The organism is Bradyrhizobium sp. AZCC 1578 (genome assembly GCF_036924675.1).
GTDB lineage: Bacteria > Pseudomonadota > Alphaproteobacteria > Rhizobiales > Xanthobacteraceae > Bradyrhizobium.
In genome coordinates, this window is record NZ_JAZHRZ010000001.1 from 5,410,808 (window position 1) to 5,429,895 (window position 19,088).

15 protein-coding genes, 3 pseudogenes and 1 riboswitch are annotated in these 19,088 nt (G+C 60.0%); of the genes and pseudogenes, 9 read left to right on the forward strand and 9 right to left on the reverse strand.

Annotated elements, in window-relative coordinates; translation table 11 throughout:
• Positions 1-445 precede the first annotated feature (445 nt).
• A complete protein-coding gene (locus V1290_RS26015; protein WP_334367013.1) occupies positions 446-724 on the forward strand; it encodes a hypothetical protein in 279 nt (92 codons plus the stop codon).
• A 247-nt stretch (positions 725-971) separates the two neighbouring features.
• Here the strand turns inward: V1290_RS26015 and V1290_RS26020 are convergent.
• Together V1290_RS26020 and V1290_RS26025 are read right to left on the reverse strand one after the other, a co-directional pair.
• Positions 972-2,410, reverse strand: a pseudogene (locus tag V1290_RS26020) (IS1182 family transposase).
• Positions 2,411-2,788: 378 nt separating this feature from the next.
• Entirely contained in the window at positions 2,789-3,244 is a 456-nt protein-coding gene (locus V1290_RS26025) for a VOC family protein (protein WP_334367014.1), read from the reverse strand.
• A gap of 363 nt (positions 3,245-3,607) precedes the next feature.
• Between V1290_RS26025 and V1290_RS26030 the strand changes: the two are divergent.
• Positions 3,608-4,114: pseudogene (locus V1290_RS26030) on the forward strand (transposase); the annotation flags it as partial.
• A gap of 248 nt (positions 4,115-4,362) precedes the next feature.
• Here the strand turns inward: V1290_RS26030 and V1290_RS26035 are convergent.
• Positions 4,363-4,623, reverse strand: a complete 261-nt coding sequence (locus V1290_RS26035) for a DUF1127 domain-containing protein (RefSeq protein ID WP_334369171.1) — start codon at positions 4,621-4,623, stop codon at positions 4,363-4,365.
• Here V1290_RS26035 and V1290_RS26040 point away from each other — a divergent pair.
• Positions 4,580-4,741: pseudogene (locus V1290_RS26040) on the forward strand (IS5/IS1182 family transposase); the annotation flags it as partial. The gene V1290_RS26035 and the pseudogene V1290_RS26040 sit on opposite strands and share 44 nt — an antisense overlap.
• Before the next feature lie 155 nt (positions 4,742-4,896).
• On the opposite strand, the gene V1290_RS26045 reads toward V1290_RS26040, so the two are convergent.
• The gene (locus V1290_RS26045) at positions 4,897-5,484 is read right to left on the reverse strand and encodes a hypothetical protein (RefSeq protein ID WP_334367016.1); all 588 of its coding nucleotides are present in this window, start codon (positions 5,482-5,484) and stop codon (positions 4,897-4,899) included.
• Between the two features lie 259 nt (positions 5,485-5,743).
• Here V1290_RS26045 and V1290_RS26050 point away from each other — a divergent pair, with 259 nt between their 5' ends.
• Positions 5,744-5,920 (forward strand): DUF2934 domain-containing protein, encoded by a 177-nt coding sequence (locus V1290_RS26050; protein WP_334367017.1) that lies wholly within the window; start codon positions 5,744-5,746, stop codon positions 5,918-5,920.
• A gap of 181 nt (positions 5,921-6,101) precedes the next feature.
• On the opposite strand, the gene V1290_RS36575 is transcribed toward V1290_RS26050, so the two are convergent.
• Positions 6,102-6,347 carry a hypothetical protein gene (locus tag V1290_RS36575; protein ID WP_442895013.1) on the reverse strand — a complete coding sequence of 82 codons (246 nt, stop codon included), beginning with the start codon at positions 6,345-6,347 and terminating at the stop codon, positions 6,102-6,104.
• A gap of 222 nt (positions 6,348-6,569) precedes the next feature.
• Positions 6,570-6,630: riboswitch (Fluoride riboswitch) on the reverse strand.
• A gap of 700 nt (positions 6,631-7,330) precedes the next feature.
• Between V1290_RS36575 and V1290_RS26060 the strand changes: the two genes are divergently transcribed.
• Positions 7,331-7,579: a hypothetical protein gene (locus V1290_RS26060; RefSeq protein WP_334367018.1), complete on the forward strand. Its 249-nt coding sequence runs from the start codon at positions 7,331-7,333 to the stop codon at positions 7,577-7,579.
• Between the two features lie 233 nt (positions 7,580-7,812).
• Positions 7,813-8,151 (forward strand): hypothetical protein, encoded by a 339-nt coding sequence (locus tag V1290_RS26065; protein WP_334367019.1) that lies wholly within the window; start codon positions 7,813-7,815, stop codon positions 8,149-8,151.
• Between the two features lie 421 nt (positions 8,152-8,572).
• On the opposite strand, the gene V1290_RS26070 is transcribed toward V1290_RS26065, so the two are convergent.
• The 4 genes from V1290_RS26070 to V1290_RS26085 all read right to left on the reverse strand — a co-directional run bounded on the left by V1290_RS26070 (position 8,573) and on the right by V1290_RS26085 (position 13,489).
• Entirely contained in the window at positions 8,573-10,999 is a 2,427-nt protein-coding gene (locus V1290_RS26070) for a peptidase domain-containing ABC transporter (protein ID WP_334367020.1), read from the reverse strand.
• A 4-nt stretch (positions 11,000-11,003) separates the two neighbouring features.
• Positions 11,004-12,254 carry an HlyD family efflux transporter periplasmic adaptor subunit gene (locus V1290_RS26075; protein ID WP_334367021.1) on the reverse strand — a complete coding sequence of 417 codons (1,251 nt, stop codon included), beginning with the start codon at positions 12,252-12,254 and terminating at the stop codon, positions 11,004-11,006.
• Positions 12,255-12,405: 151 nt separating this feature from the next.
• Positions 12,406-12,591, reverse strand: a complete 186-nt coding sequence (locus V1290_RS26080) for a hypothetical protein (RefSeq protein ID WP_334367022.1) — start codon at positions 12,589-12,591, stop codon at positions 12,406-12,408.
• A gap of 496 nt (positions 12,592-13,087) precedes the next feature.
• Positions 13,088-13,489, reverse strand: coding sequence for a hypothetical protein (locus tag V1290_RS26085; protein ID WP_334367023.1), 402 nt, complete (start codon positions 13,487-13,489; stop codon positions 13,088-13,090).
• A gap of 795 nt (positions 13,490-14,284) precedes the next feature.
• On the opposite strand from V1290_RS26085, the gene V1290_RS26090 reads away from it, so the two are divergent.
• From V1290_RS26090 to V1290_RS26100, 3 genes are all read left to right on the forward strand, one after another.
• On the forward strand, positions 14,285-14,935 hold the full coding sequence (locus V1290_RS26090; RefSeq protein WP_334367024.1) for a sigma-70 family RNA polymerase sigma factor: 651 nt from the start codon (positions 14,285-14,287) through the stop codon (positions 14,933-14,935).
• Between the two features lie 118 nt (positions 14,936-15,053).
• Positions 15,054-15,518: a hypothetical protein gene (locus tag V1290_RS26095; RefSeq protein WP_334367025.1), complete on the forward strand. Its 465-nt coding sequence runs from the start codon at positions 15,054-15,056 to the stop codon at positions 15,516-15,518.
• A gap of 74 nt (positions 15,519-15,592) precedes the next feature.
• Positions 15,593-19,081, forward strand: coding sequence for a beta strand repeat-containing protein (locus tag V1290_RS26100; protein WP_334367026.1), 3,489 nt, complete (start codon positions 15,593-15,595; stop codon positions 19,079-19,081).
• Positions 19,082-19,088 lie beyond the last annotated feature (7 nt).

The window sequence follows — 19,088 nt, forward strand, 5'->3', positions numbered from 1 at the left end:
GTCCGCTCGCGCCGCTCTTCGACTAATTGCGCGTATCGACTGCGCCAAGCCATCAAACATTGGCTAGGAAGTTAGACGTTCTTCGGTCTATTTTTCTTGCGCTTATCGTATACTGAACGACCGGTATTGGCGCAAAGCGGACATTCGCCGAAACCGTCATGTCAGCTAAGGGCCAACATCGGAAGTTGGGCGCGCTAGTCAATCACGTCTTTGTCGCTACTGCCGCTCCATCCCAGGCTCGATAGGACCGCCGCGATGGCGTGGATGACTGGCGGCGGCAATCATTACTTGTCGCGGACCATCGCGCCGGCGCGCCCAACCGGTTCTCGCATATGGCTTCGACGCCTACCTGAACGGCTGTTCAGGAAATTATTCCCCTTTTACTGGAACGTGTAGAGGTCTTGAAACGTTGACTGCGCTCATCCACCAATGGAGGAGAAATCACGTGTTAAAGAAATTCTTGATCGTCGCCGGCACCATACTGTTCGCTTCGTCTGCGTTCGCGCAGTCGCCGACCACGAAGAGCGCTCCCGGCCAGCAGATGCAGAAAGCACAGGAAACCGGCAAGCCGTCCACGGGTCCGGGCGCTTCGGAATATACACCGGGCCACAAGATGAAGGCCGCCAAGAAGACCGGAGCGAAATCTACCGGACCGGGTGCCTCTGAATACGCGCCGGGCCATCAGACAACGACCGGTTCTTCCACGACGACTAAGAAGAAGTAACCTCTATCTTCGAGGCAAAAGGAATGGCTCGGCAACGTAATGTGTGCCGGGCCTTTTTGCTGCTGACGCGTATGACAGTACATTCATGAGAAAACTTCTTTTGCCCGCTTCACCCCCGCCGTCAGAGTTTATCGTGCCTGCGTGTGGAGGTATCAGTGCGCGGGTTGCTCCATGTCGGCTCTGGGTCTTGGCCGTGTAAAAACACCCTTCCCAGGGAAGTTTGTGAGAAGTCTGGACCGGTTCGGTCTCAGGCGACGATCGCAGCCATCAGCGGCTTGGTCCCGACGATGTTCATGACCCGTGTCAGGTTATAGGCCAGGACCGAGAGAGCCATCTCGGCGGCTACTTTTGGAAGCGTTTTGGTGAGGAAGTGTGTCGCCCCATGCGGGCCTTCATCGTGCCGAACGGATGCTCGACCGTCTCGCGACGCACGCGCATGGCATGCGGGTTTGCATCAAGGCGCCGCTGCACGGCTTCGAGCAGATGCTCATGCTCCCATCGCGGAATCCGCCGCTCCGGTCCTGTCGTACACTGCGATTTAAGCGAACAATCTTGACAGGCTGTGGTCCAGTAGCGCCGTAGCCGCTTGCCGTCCTCCTCGCTCGTAAAGCGATATGGCAGTTGCTCCCCGGCTGGACAGCGATAGGCGTCCTCCTCTGGCAAATAGACAAAGTCCTGCTTGCCGAAGCGGCCATCTGACTTGGCGCCCGAGGTCTGCGGCTTGGGCAGGGTTACCGTGATGCCGGCCTCGTGGCAGGCGAGGATCTCCAGGCTGCTGAAGTAGCCGCGATCGGCAACGGCTTCGAGCGTCTCGGTTTCGAGGACAGCCTTCGCCTGCTTGGCCATATTGGCCAGTTGAGCTCGATCTGAACCGCTGTTCGTGACCTCATGCGTCACAATCAGATGGTGCTCGGTATCCACGGCGACCTGCACATTGTAGCCGACGACGCCGGAACCACGGCCGCTCGTCGCCATCGATCGGCTGTCGGGATCGGTCAGAGAGATTTGCTGGTCGGGCGACGCGAGCATCTGCTTCTCGTAGACGGCAAGCTTGCCCATTTCTTCCTTCAGCTTCGTCAGTTTCTCGGTAAGCCTTGTCACCTTCGCCGCCAGCGCCTCCGTCGGTTCCTGTCGATCGGCGGTATCAAGTTGGCTCAAATAGCGCGCGACGCTCTCCTCCAGCTGGGCACGCCGCCGCTCCACTTTCGCCCGTGTGAAGTTCTTATCCCGGTTGTTCACGGCTTTGAACTTGCTGCCATCGATGGCGACGCTCGCCGTCGCGAGAAGCCCCATTTCGCGGCAAAGTTCGACGAAGCGCGCACAGACCTTGCGCAGCGCCAAGCCGTTATCCTTCCGGAAGTCCGCGATCGTCTTGTGATCGGGAGCGAGCCGGCCCAGCAGCCACATCACCTCGACATTGCGTCCGGCTTCTCGTTCGAGCCGGCGGCTCGACTGCACCCGGTTTAGGTAGCCGTAAATGTAAAGCTTAAGCAGAACCGAGGGATGGTACGAGGGCCGACCAGTCGCCGCCGGCTCCACTCCTTCAAAGCTCATCTCAGCCAAATCGAGCGCACCGACAAACACGTCGATGACGCGGACGGGGTTGCCCTCGTCAATGAAATCATCGAGGCACTCGGGCAGTAGCGTCCATTGCCCACGATCGGCCTCCTCAACGAAGCGCCTCATCGATCCCCCCTAGAATCACGGGAGAATCATAACAGCGGCACGGCGTTTTCACACAGCCAGGGTCAGATCTTGGTCGTGTGAAAACGCAGCGCCGAGCAAATTGCGGAGAAAAGTATTTCTTTGGAAGCTCGCTCTAGGAGCGTGAAGAGCATGCTGAACTTCGGCGCCGTGGCATCTCAGAAGCAGATTCTCTGCCCTTCCCGAGATTTCGCGTTTTCACACAGCCAGGATCAATCGCATCATTTTGGTCTTCGGCCGAATACTTCGGTCTTCCCCTGGAACGGACATCATCAGGGCCGGTCGCCATGTCTCAAAGGTGCCATTAAGAGACAATGCCTTGGCAGTCATATGGCCCAGGGGACACATCTTGCATGCATGTTAATCCAGCTGGACTTTCGTCCACTCGGAGCGCTTGAGCCCTTGCGCGACAGGGACACCAGGCTTGACCCAAGCTACCTCGTGGCCGCCTCCGTCGGGGTCAGTGAAGCTAAGAAGGAGGAGCGAGCCCATGTCTGTAACGGCTCCATCGCTTACGCCCTCGGCAACGAGGCGCCGCCGTACTTCCCGGAACGCTTCCTCGCTTGCGGCATTGAGCGCAAAGTGGTCGAGGCGCCCGCGCTTGAACATGGGCTGGTGGCCAGGCGGTTCAATTCCAGGGACCTGAAATGGGTGCAGGACAGTGTGCGGACCCACTTCGATGAAGGCGTGGCGCAGCCCCTCCTCCTCGAGATCGACCGTGACGCGCGCTCCGAAGATACGTTCGTAGAAACAGATCAATCGGTTCATGTCGGCGGTGATAAATGTCAGGTGATGTATGTCGTTGAGCAACTGCATGTCTACCTCCGGGCTCGCTAACAATGAGCGACGACGCGCGCCGGCTCATTATTGAAGTGCCATCCAACCAGCGGTATTTAGCTCATGCAATGGATTTGGTGTTTCTCGTCCTCCTTGGCGGGCGCACCCGAACAATACGCCGCCCGCATGGCGTCACGAATGCGGTGCGCCAGAAACCACGCGCTCTTGTGCGTAATCGCCAGACCACATTCGGGTGTGAACTAAGCCACAAGTAGGTTCGCGTTCTGCGCGTATACTAGAATGGCGTTTCAGAGGTGCGAGAACTCAACGGCCTCTTGAAGCCGTCAATAACCAGGAGGACAAGATGACGACGACGGCCACCAAGTACGAGGAAGCGTCCACAACGAGGCCGGCATCACAGTAACTCTGCCCAAGCCGCAGACGTCTGGCGCCAAATCGGATGGACGCTTCGGCAAGCAGGACTTTGTCTATTTGCCGGAGGAGGACGCCTATCGCTGTCCGGCTGGAGAGCAACTGCCATATCGTTTTACGAGCGAGGAAGATGGCAAGCGGATAAGGCGTTACTGGACCAGCGCCTGCCAAAATTGTTCGCTCAAGTCTCAGTGCACGACAGGGCCAGAACGGCGGATTCCACGATGGGAGCATGAGGTCCTGCTCGATGCCGTGCAGCAGCGCCTTGATGCGAACCCGCTCGCCATGCGCCAGCGTCGCGAGACGGTCGAGCATCCGTTCGGCACGATGAAGGCCCGCATGGGGGCGACACACTTCCTCACCAAAACGCTTCCAAAAGTAGCCGCCGAGATGGCTCTCTCGGTCCTGGCCAATAATCTGACACGGGTCATGAACATCGTCGGAGCCAAGCCGCTGATGGCTGCGATCGCAGCCTGAGACTGAACCGATCCTGGCCTCTCATCGACTTCCTGGAAGGGCGTTTTTACACGGCCAAGACCCTAAGCGGACGAAAAAGATGGCACCATCGGCAAGTGGTGTTGGTCGCGATCGCAGCTCGATGGCGAATCGGCGTTGGCGTAATCCGCCATGTCACGACGATTGTAGAAAAGTGGCGGATCACGCGTCGCTGACCCGCCCGACGGCCTGCCACTAAACGTGCAGAACTGGCGGTGACTTACCATTAGTTACATCACACCACGAGACGGCCATGGATACTTCGTGCCATCTCTGAGCCTCTCAATAGCTCGGCCAGCGACGATGCAGTCGATGTCACTGGGTGTCAGGCCGATATCCATCAGCTCTCTGTCACTCAGGTCGTGCAAACTAACTAGCAACCTCTCGCGTTGCCGCCGTTTTCGAAACGCACGCCAATATCCCTGGAGCAAACTCAAGACGCTCCGCCTCTGCCGCGAGACGGGTCTTCTTGCGACGGCGAGCGTGGCCATCGATGACAGCAGGTTCAAAGCCGTGAACAACCGGGACAGGAACTTCGCACGGGCGAAGGTGGAGCGGCGCGCGCAACTCGAGGAGAGCGTCGCTCGCTATCTGAGCCAGCTCGATACGGTCTAGCGCGGTTTCCTGGTCAAGCCACGGGCAATGCCCAGACCTGGGCATTGGCGATGGCCGGCCCATTGCGCCGTCACGGCGGCACGTCAGGGGCGACTCGCCGCTCGTATCACCTTTGACGTGGCGACGGGACGGAACTGCCCCGGCAAGGATCACTCGGCCGAGTTCACGCGGATTTCGGATTGGACGAGCCTGCAACCCTTAGCTTCGGCGCAGCGGTCCATCGGAACAACGAGCATCTCCCTCAACCTGCGTTGCTTCTCTCCTTGGGAAAAAGCGGGCGCTAACTGGTCGGCTCTTCTCCGAATCTCACCTTCCAAAGCGGCTCGCTGGTCAGGAGTAAGAGCCTTCCCAGCCGTCATTAAAAGGAAACCAACTAGGTCATGCCGCCGCAAGTCCAAATCCAGAATGATGAGCCCGAAAGGACCATCAGGGATGCTCACCCGCTTGAAAATGCAATCATAGCTGTTCTGGCAAAGCGAATATTGCTTCAAGTTCACATACCGCATGCTGCATTCCGGAGGCGTTTCCAAACGAACGACGCAGACCGCCAGATCCGGCGCATTTTTGTGGGGGATGGCAATGGCCGCCGGACCGCGCCCCCCGCCAAGGCCTGAAATGCCGTCCCAGGGTTCTCCGTTGGCCTTCGTGTGGTCGGCCGCCACGGTGATGCTGATGGGTTTCCCTTCCCCGGCTAGGCAGTAGGCGGGGAACACCAAAATAAACAAAATGGCCCACAAGAACCGTCGGCTTATGCGCGAATGCCAACTAGCGACTCGGTAAGAGCGCCTGAACAAGCACAACTGATGTATTTGCATATGGCGCATCCGACAGGTTTTTCCTGACCCGGGCTCGCGATTCATTGATGATCCTTTTGCGAGATCAACATATTCTCGCGTACGGATGCGTCAACGCCTGAGCGACAAGCTCTATGGCAGAGCGCCTAAGAGAGGTATCCATATTCCGTTTCTCCGCGAGCGCTTCGGAAGGAGAGATACCATGGATAATGGCCAACAAATGAGGATTACACGGCGAGCTTACGAGCTGTGGCAGCAAGCAGGCGAGCCGAAAGGTAGAGACGAAGAGTTTTATCGTCAGGCCGCGCGAGAACTCAAGGAAGGTGCCAAATCCAATGAAGGCAACAATCCAGCTTCGGATTGTAAAGGGCGGCTATGACTTTACCTTCGACTGGATCTGCTACAAACTGCATTGATCCGGCCGCAATGTGAGTACTCCTGAACCGAACGGTTGAAGGAGCAAATCGGCAGATCAGTTTTCGGTCGGCACTTGCCGACGGCTTGAGCGCTGCGCATTGACCGCAATGCAGCTCGCGAGCAGGCTTTGAACGAGCGGGCGATCAGCGACTTGAATGCCTCCTCTCAGCCAGGAAACAGCGTCGGCTCATGTCAATCGGATTCCAGCGGCGGATGCAGGATAAGGAACAGTCTGCCGTGCCAGATTTGGCCGGCGAAAGGAGATGCGTTACCGTGTAAGCAAACGATGCCAACGCCTGTCCGCGTTCAATCAAATAGTAGCCGTCAAGAGAGAACCTGGAAAAGGTCGTGAGGCCGCCACAAAGGGCGACTGTCCGGAACATGCGCATTGCCTGCGACAGGTCCCATTTGGTGGCGAACAGTCCGACGAATGCACCAATCAGAAATGAAACCGGTCACGTTGATTATGAGCGTGCCCCACGTAAATCCCGTTCCGAACAGCTTTCCCGCCGACGCCCACCAAATAACGCGCTACTGATCCTAGCGCGCCGTCAGCCGCAACAGCGATAGTGAATTTAAAGTCCATAGACATACTCCTACCTGCGCTCTCGCGCTTGGTAGGAGTCATCAGCCTGAAGCATTATCGGGGGGAGCCCCATCCCCATCACGTTGCGTAGGTAGGCAGCATCGTCGTTCCAGTTCGCCTATTGGCCCTGGACTTTCCCACGCATCTGCTGAGTTCAGGAACGGTCTGGAGTTGCCAATCTGGTCCATGCGCTGCCGGGTGCTGCCCTGATTGGATCCCTGTTGGCCCAGTTTGAATTTCGGGGTGGCCCAGTTTGGGTGATTGCCCAGAAGCGAGTAATCTAAGCTTGGAGGCGACGGTTAACTTACGGCGGAGCAACTTGTCATGACGCCTCTCAATAGAAACATACTGATCGCTGCCGTGGTGGTTATTCTTGCTGGAGTGCTGATTTATATTTACGGCGGATCCGGTACGACTACGACAACATCAACACCTCCAGCCGCGACTACGACCACGCCCTCGCCGCCTGCAACGCCGCCCGCGCCTACACAGAAGTAGCCGTCGAAGCACGAATCAAAGAAGTGCACGATTTGCTAGTCGAAAAGGGGCCGCCTCAGTTGGCGGCCTCTTTCATTTCAAATGTCACCTGTTGGCCCCGAGCCGAACAACGCTTAAGCCGTTGTCAGGTCGGTTGTCAGCGATAGACCGGACTTCAGTCCACGCTCGCCTCCACCGCCGCTTGTGATCGGACATAAAGACCGCGCGATAGGAAGCCTGAGCGGCTAGTTCCAAGTCAATTCTTTATCCGTGCAACAAGCAGCTCGGCGCGTGGAGCTATGCGGGCGTGTGCACCGATGCGCCAACGAGCGGCGACCGAAGGTCATCGGCGTCGACGGCGTCTCCGACTTCAACGCGCTGCATTCCGGCAAGCACAATGAAAAGGTACAGCTCTGCGCATTCGATGTGCTCGCGCTGGACGCGACGATTATCTGGATGCGCTTCCGCGCCTCCGTCCCTTACCGGGCCGGACTAGGTCAGCCGCGAACGGCGGGGCGCGCTCTTACCGAAGCTGTTGATCTTTTCCGTTACGGATAAGCCGATGCAGAGAAAGGATCCAGGGCGTGTTTGGAGCCGAACCTCGGGTTCATAAGCATGGCGACGGGCGTGCGACTCGGCAATCATGCCCGGCTGCATGGCGACGAAAGGCGGCCATCAAATGCCGGACAAAATTTGCGCGGCAGTGCATCCAGATTGTCGGCTTCCGACTAGAAGTAGCGCGGCAGACGTTACAGTAACTTGCATCGAAGGAGAGCAACGGGGAGATGCATATGACAAATTGGTCGCCGACGGTAGTGCCTTACGGCGCTGATCAGACCGTCTACCTTGTGTTCGATAGTTCCGGACCGTCACACAGTGATTGTCCCGAAAAGGGGATTGAGCGGGACGACGTCGAAACGATCATCTCCGATCTCCTAACCGGCCAACTCAAAGCTCCGGTTCGCGTAATGGCCTTCAACACACTTGAGCACTGGATCGAGGATGTTTCCAACCAAGTAGCCGAAGAAATTCAAACCCGCTGCGATATCGACGGCGTACCAGTACCCGAACACGTCGAGGACTTTGTTGCAAGCCACACCGGTGCAATTCAGCGGCTTCACTTGGCTTAATTCGTAATCCGGAGCAGGCCAGAACCGTGCAGCCAAACCATATTTTGCCCATATCGAGAAATGCGCAGCCAAGGCGTCCGCGGCGGGGCATGCCCATAGGTACTTCGACAGGGCGGCTTGCATTGCTCCCCACTTCGTCTGAGGTGAAGTTCGAGCCTCGCATATCGGCTCGTGGCCCCTTCGGATTGAACGTGGGACCTTGCGGGCGGGCATCTTCGGACAGCAACGTGCTTTAAGCTCGCAGGCGTCGCAATCATGTTTGACGGCGCGATAGAGCAGTGTCTCGCCCAAGACCAAAGAAAAGAACGGAAGGCCCGCTCCTCTGGCTGGGATCGATACGGCAATAGTCATGCATCAAACTGCCGGTGCGACATGCAGGAGATTACTGCGAAGGGCCCTTATCTCGACGTGCCGAGCCCTGTCACCCGAAATCACCATGTGAGAAGTCGAACTTGGCCAGCGCTTCACCTGGGTTACGATAGGTGTCGCCCTTGCCGCAGTCGTCGGACGGCTTGGGGTCGCAATTGTCCTTCTGCGGCTGATGGTCGTCGTTCTTGGCGTCCTTCCAGCCACCATCTTGCTTGGAGTACTCACCCTTGCCGTCTTTCGAGCAGTCGACCTTCCCGGCATGCTTCGAATAGTCGCCCTCGGAGCCCTGCGCGACCTTGGTCGATTGCGCACCTTCGGCGGCAACCCCGGTGAGACCGGCATTGCGCGCAGGCGCCGCTGCTGATCTGCGGCCTGTAACTCCGACCTGCAACGGCCGGGTCGCCGTGGGAAGACGGATGATCATATCCGCTCCGTGGGCGATTTCGGGTCGGTGTGCTATACTCACGCGCGTCATATCTAGATGCCGGAGATTGGCATTGATTTCTTTTTCCTTGTCGGTGTCCAGATGTGCCGTGCCCTCGTCCAGAAACAGGATCTTTGGTCGGCGATAGAGCGCGCGCGCAAGCAGTACTCGCTGTTTCTGCCCGCTGGATAATGAGCTTCCCATGTCACCGATGAGGCTATTGTAGCTCATCGGCATTGCCATGATATCGTCGTGGATGCCGGCGATCTGCGCACACTCGATCATCCATTGCTGATCGAATGTTGTCTCAAAAAAGCAGATATTGTCGGCAATAGATCCTGACAGCAATTGATCCTCCTGCATCACCGCGCCGATTTGTTCGCGATAAACGCGTGGTCCGATCTGGCCTAGCGGAAGGCCGTCGATCAGGACCTCCCCGCCCGTTGGCTCGAGCAGCCCAAGCATAATCTTGACTAGAGTTGTCTTGCCGCAGCCAGAGGGTCCCATGATCGTCACGAATTGTCCCGGAGCAACGCACAGATTGACGTTATTTAGAATCAGAGGCTCTGCTTCTGCATAGCGGAAGCACAAGTTGCGTAGTTCGATCGCGCCGCGGATCGGTCGCATATACGACAGATCTTGGTCGTGCCCCCGCTCGAGTGGGGTGAGCGCAATATCGGCGAGGCGTTCTAGGTGCAGTCCGAGAATGCGCAGTTCCACCAGCTTCTCAATCAGCAGCGCTGTCCGTTCGGCGAACTGCAGCTTGTAGCTGACGAACGCGAATATCATGCCAACCGAGATTAGGTTGTCTAGTGCGAGGCGAGCGGCGAGGTAGATTGTGATTACGTTCTCCAGGCCGAATATCGTGTCGTTGATCCCTTTGAAGCTGATTCTCGCCCGGCCTAGCCGCACGTTGGCATTTACGTATTCAGCATAGCGGTTCAGCCACTGGCTCTCCCGTTCGTTCTCTCGGTTGAGCAGCTTCAGGCTCTGCACCGCCCGCACGGTTTCGATGAAGGTGGAGTTTTCCTGTGCCTTGCTGTGAATGGCCGCTTCGCTCCGTTGTCGGAACATCCTGAAGAGAGCTAGTCGCAAAGCGGCGTACAGCGCGAACGCGCACAGGACGACAAATCCGAGCTGGACGCTGTATGCAAACATCAACGCCAGCATCAACACCGACATGAGACCGTCGATCAAGCCCGTGATCAGTCCCTCCGCGAGCATGTTGCGGATAGGCTCGATCGAGCCGAAGCGCGACAGGATGTCGCCGATGTGCCGCTTTTCGAAAAAGGAGAGTGGCAAACGCACCAGATGATGAAACAGCCGGGCGCCGATCTGAAAGCTCAGCGTGTTCTGCAGAATAAGAACAATGAACGAGCGGGTCGCGGTCGACGCGACTTTGATCAGGACGAGTAGCGCGAATCCAAGCCCGAGTACGAGCAGAAGATCGACGTCGCCTCTGGCGATGACCTCGTCAACCGTGAGCTGCATGTAGAAAGGAGCGGCGAGGATAAGGATCTCGATGACCACCGAGAGAACCAATATTTGCGTCAAGACATGAGAGTTTCCCCTCATTCCGCTCCAGAATGCTGAGAACGGTAATCGCACTCTCTGATCTGTGCAGCAGAACTCTTCAGTGGGTGAGAGTTCAAGCACGACTCCGGTGAGATGTCTCGATGCTTCGGTGATGGGAAACCATTTCTCGCCGGCGGCCGGATCGTGAACCACGATCCCGTTCTTCTTGCACGCCTTCAGGACAACGAAATGATCCATGTCCCAGTGCAGGATAGCCGGGAGACGCAGTTGGCACAGATGGTCAACCTCGATTCGCAGCGGCCGGCATGCCAGGCCCAGGTGAGCCGCTATCTCCATGAGGTCGCGGAGAGTGACACCTTTCAGCGAGATTGCGTACCGCCGCCGCAGGCTATTCATGTCAGTTCGATGGCCATGATAGGACGCTACCATGGCAAGGCATGCCAGCCCGCATTCCGCTGCCTCTGTCTGCCTGATGACCGGGAGGAACCCGCGTCCGCTGAAGTTCAATAGCGCCTGCATACGGCTACATCCTTGCGCTAAACACCGGATCAAGCAGCCACCTCATCAGCGAGCGCTGCTCAAGAATCACGTCGGCCTTGAGCAGCATGCCTGGCTGAAGCGGCGTCTTGAGGCCATAGGCATCGATGTCGGGCCGCTCGGGAGCCACAGTCACGCGGTACGCCGGCTCTTGGAGGGTGATCGGCCCGGTAGCATCATTGCCGGTCAGGATCGTTTGAGAGACTTTTGTTACGCTGCCGCGGTAGGTGCCGAATTTCTGATAGGGAAATGCATCGTAAAGTATCCTGACCTGCTGGCCGGGGCGCACGAATCCGAACGCGCGCGTCGGAAAGAACAGCTCCGCCTGCAAGGTCGAATCAAGCGGGATGATTTCGAGCTGCATATGCTTTGGATCAGCGACCTTTCCGATACTTGCATGCAGCGCGGACACGCGCCCACTCGTCGGCGCCTTGATAACGTAGGCCCGCCGTCCGTCCACCTCGGCGACGCGCTGTTCGATCCAGGAGAGATCGCCGCGCAGTACGCGAACCCTCTCTGCGGCGACGATCGGAAGTTGCTCGAGCGTATGCTGAGCATCAGCCAATTGGGTGCGTCGTACGGTGATCTGCTGATCGAGCGACGCCAAGTGCTGCGCTTGCTCAAGCGCCGCCTGCTCGCGGCGCTTCAGCTCGATGGCCGGCAATGCTCCCTTCGCGATTAGAGTAGCGCCCGTCGATACAAAACTCTCGGAAAGCTTCAGCCGTTCGTTCTGGATGTTGCGCTGGTCCTCGAGTTGGGCAATCTCCCCCTCGATCCCTTTGGTCGTGGAAGCGAGGCGCTCGTGTTCCGAGGCCGTCCGGCGCTCTTCCGCAGCGATCTGTCGCTCGACTACCTCGCGTTGCCGCGCCAGCGCTGCGAGAACGGTGGCATTGACGTCATCGCCGTTGGCGCTGATTTGGGAAGTGACTACGGTCAGGAGCGGGTCGCCCTCGGCAACCTCCTGACCCTCCTTGACGTGGAGCTCTTTGATGAAACCCTGTTGCGGCACGAAAATTTTAGCCGTTCCGAAGGTCGGCGTTAGATAGCCGGTGACGGTTTCCTTGCGCGCGTATTGAGCGACGGAGATAAAAACCAAGATGCATGCAACAAGGCCCGCAAGAGTCCAGCCGAGGATCGTGCTCGATATCGGCTGCAGCGCTACGACCTCGCCCCAGCTGTGGCGTTGATGCAGAAAGTCGATTGCTTCCTGGCGAAATAGAGCTGGCCGTGTCGCCATGGACGCACCTTATTGCTACGCTTTCATTCGTCGATTTGAGGCTGCGCGTAGTATTCTCTACGCCGCGCCACGGGTGCGGACGGGTATCGCCTAATGCGGTGGAGAACCGCTCCCCCGCTATGGAGAAGCGGTTCGCCCGCGCATCTCGCCTTTACGTAGATTGCACCTGGATCCCGAGGACGTTGACTCCGATGTTTGTGTCGTTGATGTTGACCAAGCCGAATTGTGTGTTGTCGTCGCCACCGCAACACTTGTCGTGGCCGCGCTTGTCGCCGCCGGCGGCTACGAGGTCGAGTTCGTGGTCGCGCAGTTCAACAGGGTGGGTAAGTTCATGCATGTTACTCTCCTTGTACTCTCTTGGATGTTGATGTTAATGGCGCCGTACTAATGGCTACCACTATCCTCTAGTCGGAAGCCGCCAATCTGGATGCAACGCCGCGTAAACTTTTCCCGGCATAATCCTCGCCGTTCATTGATACCGATTGACGTCGAAGAGATCGCAATCAAGCTCGTTACGAGCGCTCACGCCACTCCTGCTCGATCAAGCGCGCACTCCAGCAGAGAAAAGCAATGGCCGTCATGCGGGACAACGGGCCCTCAATTCACGTTTAATCCGCTGACCGGATCGGCGATCGGTGCTGCCATGGCCGAGTGACCAGCTACAAGTCCAGGCTGGGTTAATGAGGCGTATCTAAATCATTCTGATGGGGGGGGGCCAGCGATGGCTTTGAGTCTACCCGCCCTTGAATAATGCGAAAACACTGTTCACCGAATGTCAGCGTTTTCGATGGTGACGATTCGATTCACCAATTCCGTTCGGCGTCGGAGCGGACCTAAGCGCGGCCCTCTAACACCCAATTCAGGACTCGGAGGGCATCGCTCCGATCCGTGCATTGTTCTGTTGGACCACAGTCCGCGAGAGCTTTCACCCATCGAACGCCCGTAGCGCCGCCTTCGCATTGGAGCGTTACGACATAACCATCCTGCAGCACCAACTTCGGACCAGTCGCGTTCATGACCATCCTCATGAACTCCTCGGGCCCAGTGATGGAGCCTTCTGCGACGACAGGTCCTGCCACCGGTACTATGGTGAGCCAGTAGTAGATAGCGCCCGCTTTCGCTTGGCCGATGATGATCGTGCCGTCGCCACTCAATTCGTCGATGGTATCATCGTGCAGGTCCATGTGCTCAGCCCTCAACAGGATAAGGTCGCTGTCAACGGGTTGTGCCTTCATGTTACCTTCCTTGGGTGTTGATGGCGCCATGGTAACAGCTGCCATCCACCTCTAGTCAGAAGCCGCCAATCTGGATGCAACGTCGCTCGAATTTTGCCGATAACGATAAGGAATAACGCTTGTCGTTCATTGATGCCGTGTGACCTCGAGGAGATCGCAATCAAGATCACTGCGGGTGCTCACGCCACTCCTCCTCGATCAAGCGAGATGGCGTGGCCAAGCCCCTTCAGGTTCCGAGCGACGTCCAGTTCCTGGCGCGCACTCCGAACTAAGAAAACATTGGACCTTCATGCGCCATCACGGGCTCTCAAATTTCGCGTTCTGAAATCCGTCGACGAGACCGTCGATCGGTGCTGTGAGGCTGGAACCCTCGCTGCGGCAAATACAATCATGTCCATCGCGTGCCTCGATTGGGCAGGTCACCGCGGCTCGCGTGGCAAGTGAGCATCACTCGCGTGGCAAGCGAGCATGAAGTGTTACTCGCCGGGGCAAAATCAAAATGCAAAATCAAAATCATGTCCATCGCGTGCCTCGATTGGGCAGGTCACCGCGGCTCGCGTGGCAAGCGAGCATCACTCGCGTGGCAAGCGAGCATGAAGTGTTAAGCGCCGGCTGCGCCCTGACGAAAACGTCACGAATTTGTGATGGCGCAGATTGAAACAATTTTCAGCATCGAAGTTGATTTCCCCCAACGGCTCATTTCGCATCAGGAAATGCAAGCCACCAGTTTTCTGGAAATGCAAGCCACCAGTGTTCAGGAAATGCAAGCCAGCAATATTCGCTGGACGGGAATAGTTGCGTCTGCGTTACGAAGGGGTGACTTCGACCATGCCCCGCCACGGAGCCGAGTTCACAAAGGCAGAGTCTCGCTCCGGCGCAGCGCAGGATGATACCTACCTCAATTGCGAGACGGCTCTCAATTACGAAACCGCGCTAATCGAGTGCGCCGCCGGATCGCAGTTTGCCGTCGGCGAGATCTACGCCCGGGAGAAGGACCAGTTGCGCGCGGTGGCGCACCGGATCGTCCACGACAGGTCGCGTGCGGAGGACGTCATCCACGATGCATTCGCGCAAATTCTCCGATGTGCCAAAAGCTTCGATCCTGCACGCGGATCCGCGCGGGGCTGGATCTACGCGATCGTCCGTCACACAGCACTCAGGATGCAGAAGAACGCCTGGCGGGAACTCGCGCTCGAGGACCACACGCTGAACGCCGTCTGCGAGCGGGAACAGGGGGTCCCGAACCCCGCGTCTCGCATCCCGGACAGCATGACCCTACGGACCATGCTCGATCAACTCGAGCCAAAGCGCCGCGCGAGCCTGCTTCTGGCGATCATCGACGGGCGTACGCATGAGGAGATCGCCGAATACCTCCGGGTTCCGGTGGGAACGGTCAAGGCGTGGATCCGGAGAGAACTCGTGGCCATGCGGCGGCAGCTCGAATGAGAAGTGAATTTGTTTTGCGCGCTGCATCCATCGGGGCGCGTCGGCGACAGTAGGGTGAGGGCGCCGGGATCCGGACAAGGCATGGGCCCGTCGCAAACCGGAAGTTGGGAGCGAAACCATGTCCATCCTGAGCTGGGTTACGAGCATTCTCGGACTGGCAAAGATTCCGGAAATCGGCGTCCCACGCGAGGAATGCAAGCCAACCACGCTGGACGACTGCGGCAACGGCGAGCACTTCAAGTGGAATGACGATCACAAGGGTCGCGAGGACTACTCCACGCACGATGGCGGCTGGAAGGACGCCAAGAACGACGACGGCCAGCCGCAGAAGGACTATTGCGACCCCAAGCCGTCCGAGGGCGACATCTATCGTAACCCGGGTGAAGCGTTGGCCAAGTTCGACTTCTCACATGGTGATTTAGGCTCGCATGGCCCGGATCATTCGAGTGACCTGCAGGCTGCGCTCGCTTCGATGTCGTCCGACGACGCGCTCGAATACGCCATCGGCCAGATGGGCCCCGCGGATCACCTCGACGGAGATTTCCACATGCCGGCGGACGTGTCGCACGGCACGGACGCTTGATGCGCCGAAAGACCCGCCCGGCACGGAATGCGCGAGAGTAGTTTCTGAGTGGAACGAGAAAAAAGGCGGCGGTCATGAACCAAGTAGAACAACGCGAACTGTTCGAACAAGAGCGGAAAATCTTCGAAGCCGGGGTGCAGCGTGCGGACAAACGATCCGGCTCTTTCAATTTCTTGACTTGGTCCTTCTTCACTGCCCCGCTGATTGCCTGCGAAGAGTTTCTTGTCGCCGTGTTCAAATCCGCGGCGGCCGAGCAGGAGGACGCGAAAACGGCTCAGGCAGCCGCCGCGCCGCAGGCGGCGAATGACCATCCGCCGGCGCTTGATCCCTCGAAAACGGGCGGCGCAGAGGATGAGACGGCCAAAAGGCCCGCCGCGTCGTCGGAGGCGCGTGTGGCCCATTTCGATCCGACCAGGCTTTTGGCGCAGCCGCATGACGATGCGCTCAGGCCGAGCGCCGCCCGCAGCGAAGCTGTCGCCGCCGAGGGGGCGGGGGCGGCGGAGGCGGCGATGATGCCGAGTCCCGCCATCATAACGCTCACACCTCAATCGAAGATAGTTCCGTCAACCCGCTATCAGCGGATTCCCACCTCGGAGGCACTCAAATGCAGGGTGGGTCAACGCTCGAATCCGTTCAGTCCAACGTGCTACTCTTTCAGCCCGTCGATCAGCCCGTCGATGATCGGCTTTGCTCCCCTGCTTGGAGCTGTCGGCAGTCTCAGCAATGACGTGGTGGGAGGGATCATGCCGGTCGAGGCGGCGGCGCAGCCGGTGCTGGCGACCGCAACCGACACTGTAAGCACGCTGACCGATGACGTGGGCGGCACGATTGCGCCGGTCGAAGCGGCGGCGGAGCCGGTGCTCACAACAGTGACCGACACCGTGGGCACGCTGACCGATGACGGGGGCGGCACGATTGCGCCGGTCGAGGCGGCGGCGCAGCCGGTGCTGGCGACGGCGACCGACACCATGGGTACGCTGACCGATGACGGGGGCGGCACGATCGCACCGGTCGAGGCGGCGGCGCAGCCGGTGCTGGCGACGGCGACCGACACCGTAAGCACGCTGACCGATGACGTGGGCGGCACGATTGCGCCGGTCGAGGCGGCGGCGCAGCCGGTGCTGGCGACGGCGACCGACACCATGGGTACGCTGACCGATGACGGGGGCGGCACGATCGCACCGGTCGAGGCGGCGGCGCAGCCGGTGCTCGCGACGGTGACCGACACCGTAAGCACGCTGACCCATGACGTGGGCGGCACGATTGCGCCAGTCGAGGCCGCGGCGCAGCCGGTGCTGGCGACGGCGACCGACACCATGGGTACGCTGACCGATGACGTGGGCGGCACGATCGCACCGGTCGAGGCGGCGGCGCAGCCGGTGCTCGCGACGGTGACCGACACCGTAAGCACGCTGACCGATGACGTGGGCGGTACAATCGCGCCGGTCGAGGCGCAGCCAATGCTCACGACCGCGACCGACACCATGGGTACGCTGACCGATAACGTGGGCGGCACGATCGCACCGGTCGAGGCCGCGGCGCAGCCGGTGCTGGCGACGGCGACCGACACCGTAAGCACGCTGACCCATGACGTGGGCAGCACGATCGCACCGGTCGAGGCGCAGCCGGCGCTCGCGACCGCGACCGACACCATGGGCACGCTGACCGATGACGTGGGCGGCACAATTGCGCCGGTCGAGGCGGCGGCGCAGCCGGTGCTGGCAACGGTGACCGACACCGTAAGCACTCTGACCGATGACGTGGGTAGCACGATTGCGCCGGTCGAGGCGGCGGCGCAGCCGGTGCTGGCGACGGTGAGCGACACCGTAAGCACGCTGACCCATGACGTGGGCGGCACAATCGCGCCGGTCGAGGCGCAGCCAATGCTCACGACCGCGACCGACACCGTGCGTACGCTGACCAACGACGTGGGCGGCACGATTGCGCCGGTCGAGGCCGCGGCGCAGCCGGTGCTGGCGACGGTGACCGACACCGTGGGCACGCTGACCGATGACGTGGGTGGCACGATCGCGCCGGTCGAGGCCGCGGCGCAGCCGGTGCTCACAACGGTGACCGACACCGTAAGCACGCTGACCGATGACGTGGGCGGCAAGATTGCGCCAGTCGAGGCGGCGGCGCAGCCGGTGCTGGCGATGGTGACCGACACCGTAAGCACGCTGACCCATGACGTGGGCGGCACGATTGCGCCGGTCGAGGCCGCGGCGCAGCCGGTGCTGGCGACGGCGACCGACACGGTAAGCACGCTGACCGATGACGTGGGCGGCACGATCGCACCGGTCGAGGCGGCGGCGCAGCCGGTGCTCGCGACCGCGACCGACACCGTGCGTACGCTGACCGATGACGTGGGCGGCACAATCGCGCCGGTGACCGGTGACGTGGCGCAACCGGGCAATATGGCCAGCGACGCTCTTGCGAGTGCAGCGCCGGTCGATGAGACGGCCGAGCCGGTGCTCACGACAACGGCTGCCGCCCTGAGCGATCCGACCAGCGGCGTGTCAGATCCGGCCGACACCGGGACCATGGCCAGCGACGCTCATGCGAGTGCAGCGCCGGTCGTTGAGACGACCGAGCCGGTGCTCACGACAACAGCTGCCGCCCTGAGCGATCCGACCAGCGACGAGCCAGATCCGGCCGATATCGGGACCGCGGCCAGCGACGCCCTTGCGGATGCGGCGCCGGTCGTTGAGACGACCGAGCCGGTGCTCACGACTACGGCTGCCGCCCTGAGCGATCCGACCAGCGACGAGCCAGATCCGGCCGATATCGGGACCGCGGCCAGCGACGCCCTTGCGGATGCGGCGCCGGTCGTTGAGACGACCGAGCCGGTGCCGACCCCAACGGCTGCCGCCCCGAGCGATCCGACCAGCGGCGTGTCCGATCCGGCCGATATCGGGACCGCGGCCAGCGACGCTCTTGCGGATGCGGCGCCGGTCGTTGACACCACCGAGCAAGCGCCCACCACAACGGCTGCCGCCCTGACCGATCCGACCAGCGACGCGTCCGATCCGGCCGACAGCGGGGACGTGGCCAGCGACGCCCTTGCGGATGCGGCGCCGGTCGTTGACACCACCGAGCAAGCGCCCACCACAACGGCTGCCGCCCTGAGCGATCCGACCAGCGAGGAGTCAGATCCGGCCGATACCGGGACCGCGGCCAGCGACGCTCTTGCGGATACGGCGCCGGTCGATGACACCACCGAGCAAGCGCCCACGACAACGGCTGCCGCCCTGAGCGATCCGACCAGCGAGGAGTCCGATCCGGCTGACACCGGGAATGCGGCCAGCGACGCTCTTGCGGATGCGGGACCGGTGGATGACGCCACAGGCGACGTGATCGCCTTGAACGACGCGCCACCGCCATCAGAAAATGCTCTGTACACCGGAACCGAGTACACCGATTACGGCGTTAACCTGAGCAGCGATCCCCCGCAGGATACCGAGTCTTCGGCCGACGCCGCATCGGCTCATGACACTGGGCCGCCGCCTCCTGACATCGTGGATACGAATCATCCAACCGATCACCCTGAACATGCCATCCTATAGCGGGGCG

What these genes read in the sequence shown, in the direction of transcription:
- V1290_RS26025 (WP_334367014.1), bottom strand. Translation starts at nt 3,244, where the DNA reads ATGCAGTTGCTCAACGACATACATCACCTGACATTTATCACCGCCGAC.
- V1290_RS26035 (WP_334369171.1), bottom strand. Translation starts at nt 4,623, where the DNA reads ATGGCCACGCTCGCCGTCGCAAGAAGACCCGTCTCGCGGCAGAGGCGG.
- V1290_RS26050 (WP_334367017.1), top strand. Translation starts at nt 5,744, where the DNA reads ATGGATAATGGCCAACAAATGAGGATTACACGGCGAGCTTACGAGCTG.
- V1290_RS36575 (WP_442895013.1), bottom strand. Translation starts at nt 6,347, where the DNA reads ATGCGCATGTTCCGGACAGTCGCCCTTTGTGGCGGCCTCACGACCTTT.
- V1290_RS26065 (WP_334367019.1), top strand. Translation starts at nt 7,813, where the DNA reads ATGACAAATTGGTCGCCGACGGTAGTGCCTTACGGCGCTGATCAGACC.
- V1290_RS26070 (WP_334367020.1), bottom strand. Translation starts at nt 10,999, where the DNA reads ATGCAGGCGCTATTGAACTTCAGCGGACGCGGGTTCCTCCCGGTCATC.
- V1290_RS26075 (WP_334367021.1), bottom strand. Translation starts at nt 12,254, where the DNA reads ATGGCGACACGGCCAGCTCTATTTCGCCAGGAAGCAATCGACTTTCTG.
- V1290_RS26080 (WP_334367022.1), bottom strand. Translation starts at nt 12,591, where the DNA reads ATGCATGAACTTACCCACCCTGTTGAACTGCGCGACCACGAACTCGAC.
- V1290_RS26085 (WP_334367023.1), bottom strand. Translation starts at nt 13,489, where the DNA reads ATGAAGGCACAACCCGTTGACAGCGACCTTATCCTGTTGAGGGCTGAG.
- V1290_RS26095 (WP_334367025.1), top strand. Translation starts at nt 15,054, where the DNA reads ATGTCCATCCTGAGCTGGGTTACGAGCATTCTCGGACTGGCAAAGATT.
- V1290_RS26100 (WP_334367026.1), top strand. Translation starts at nt 15,593, where the DNA reads ATGAACCAAGTAGAACAACGCGAACTGTTCGAACAAGAGCGGAAAATC.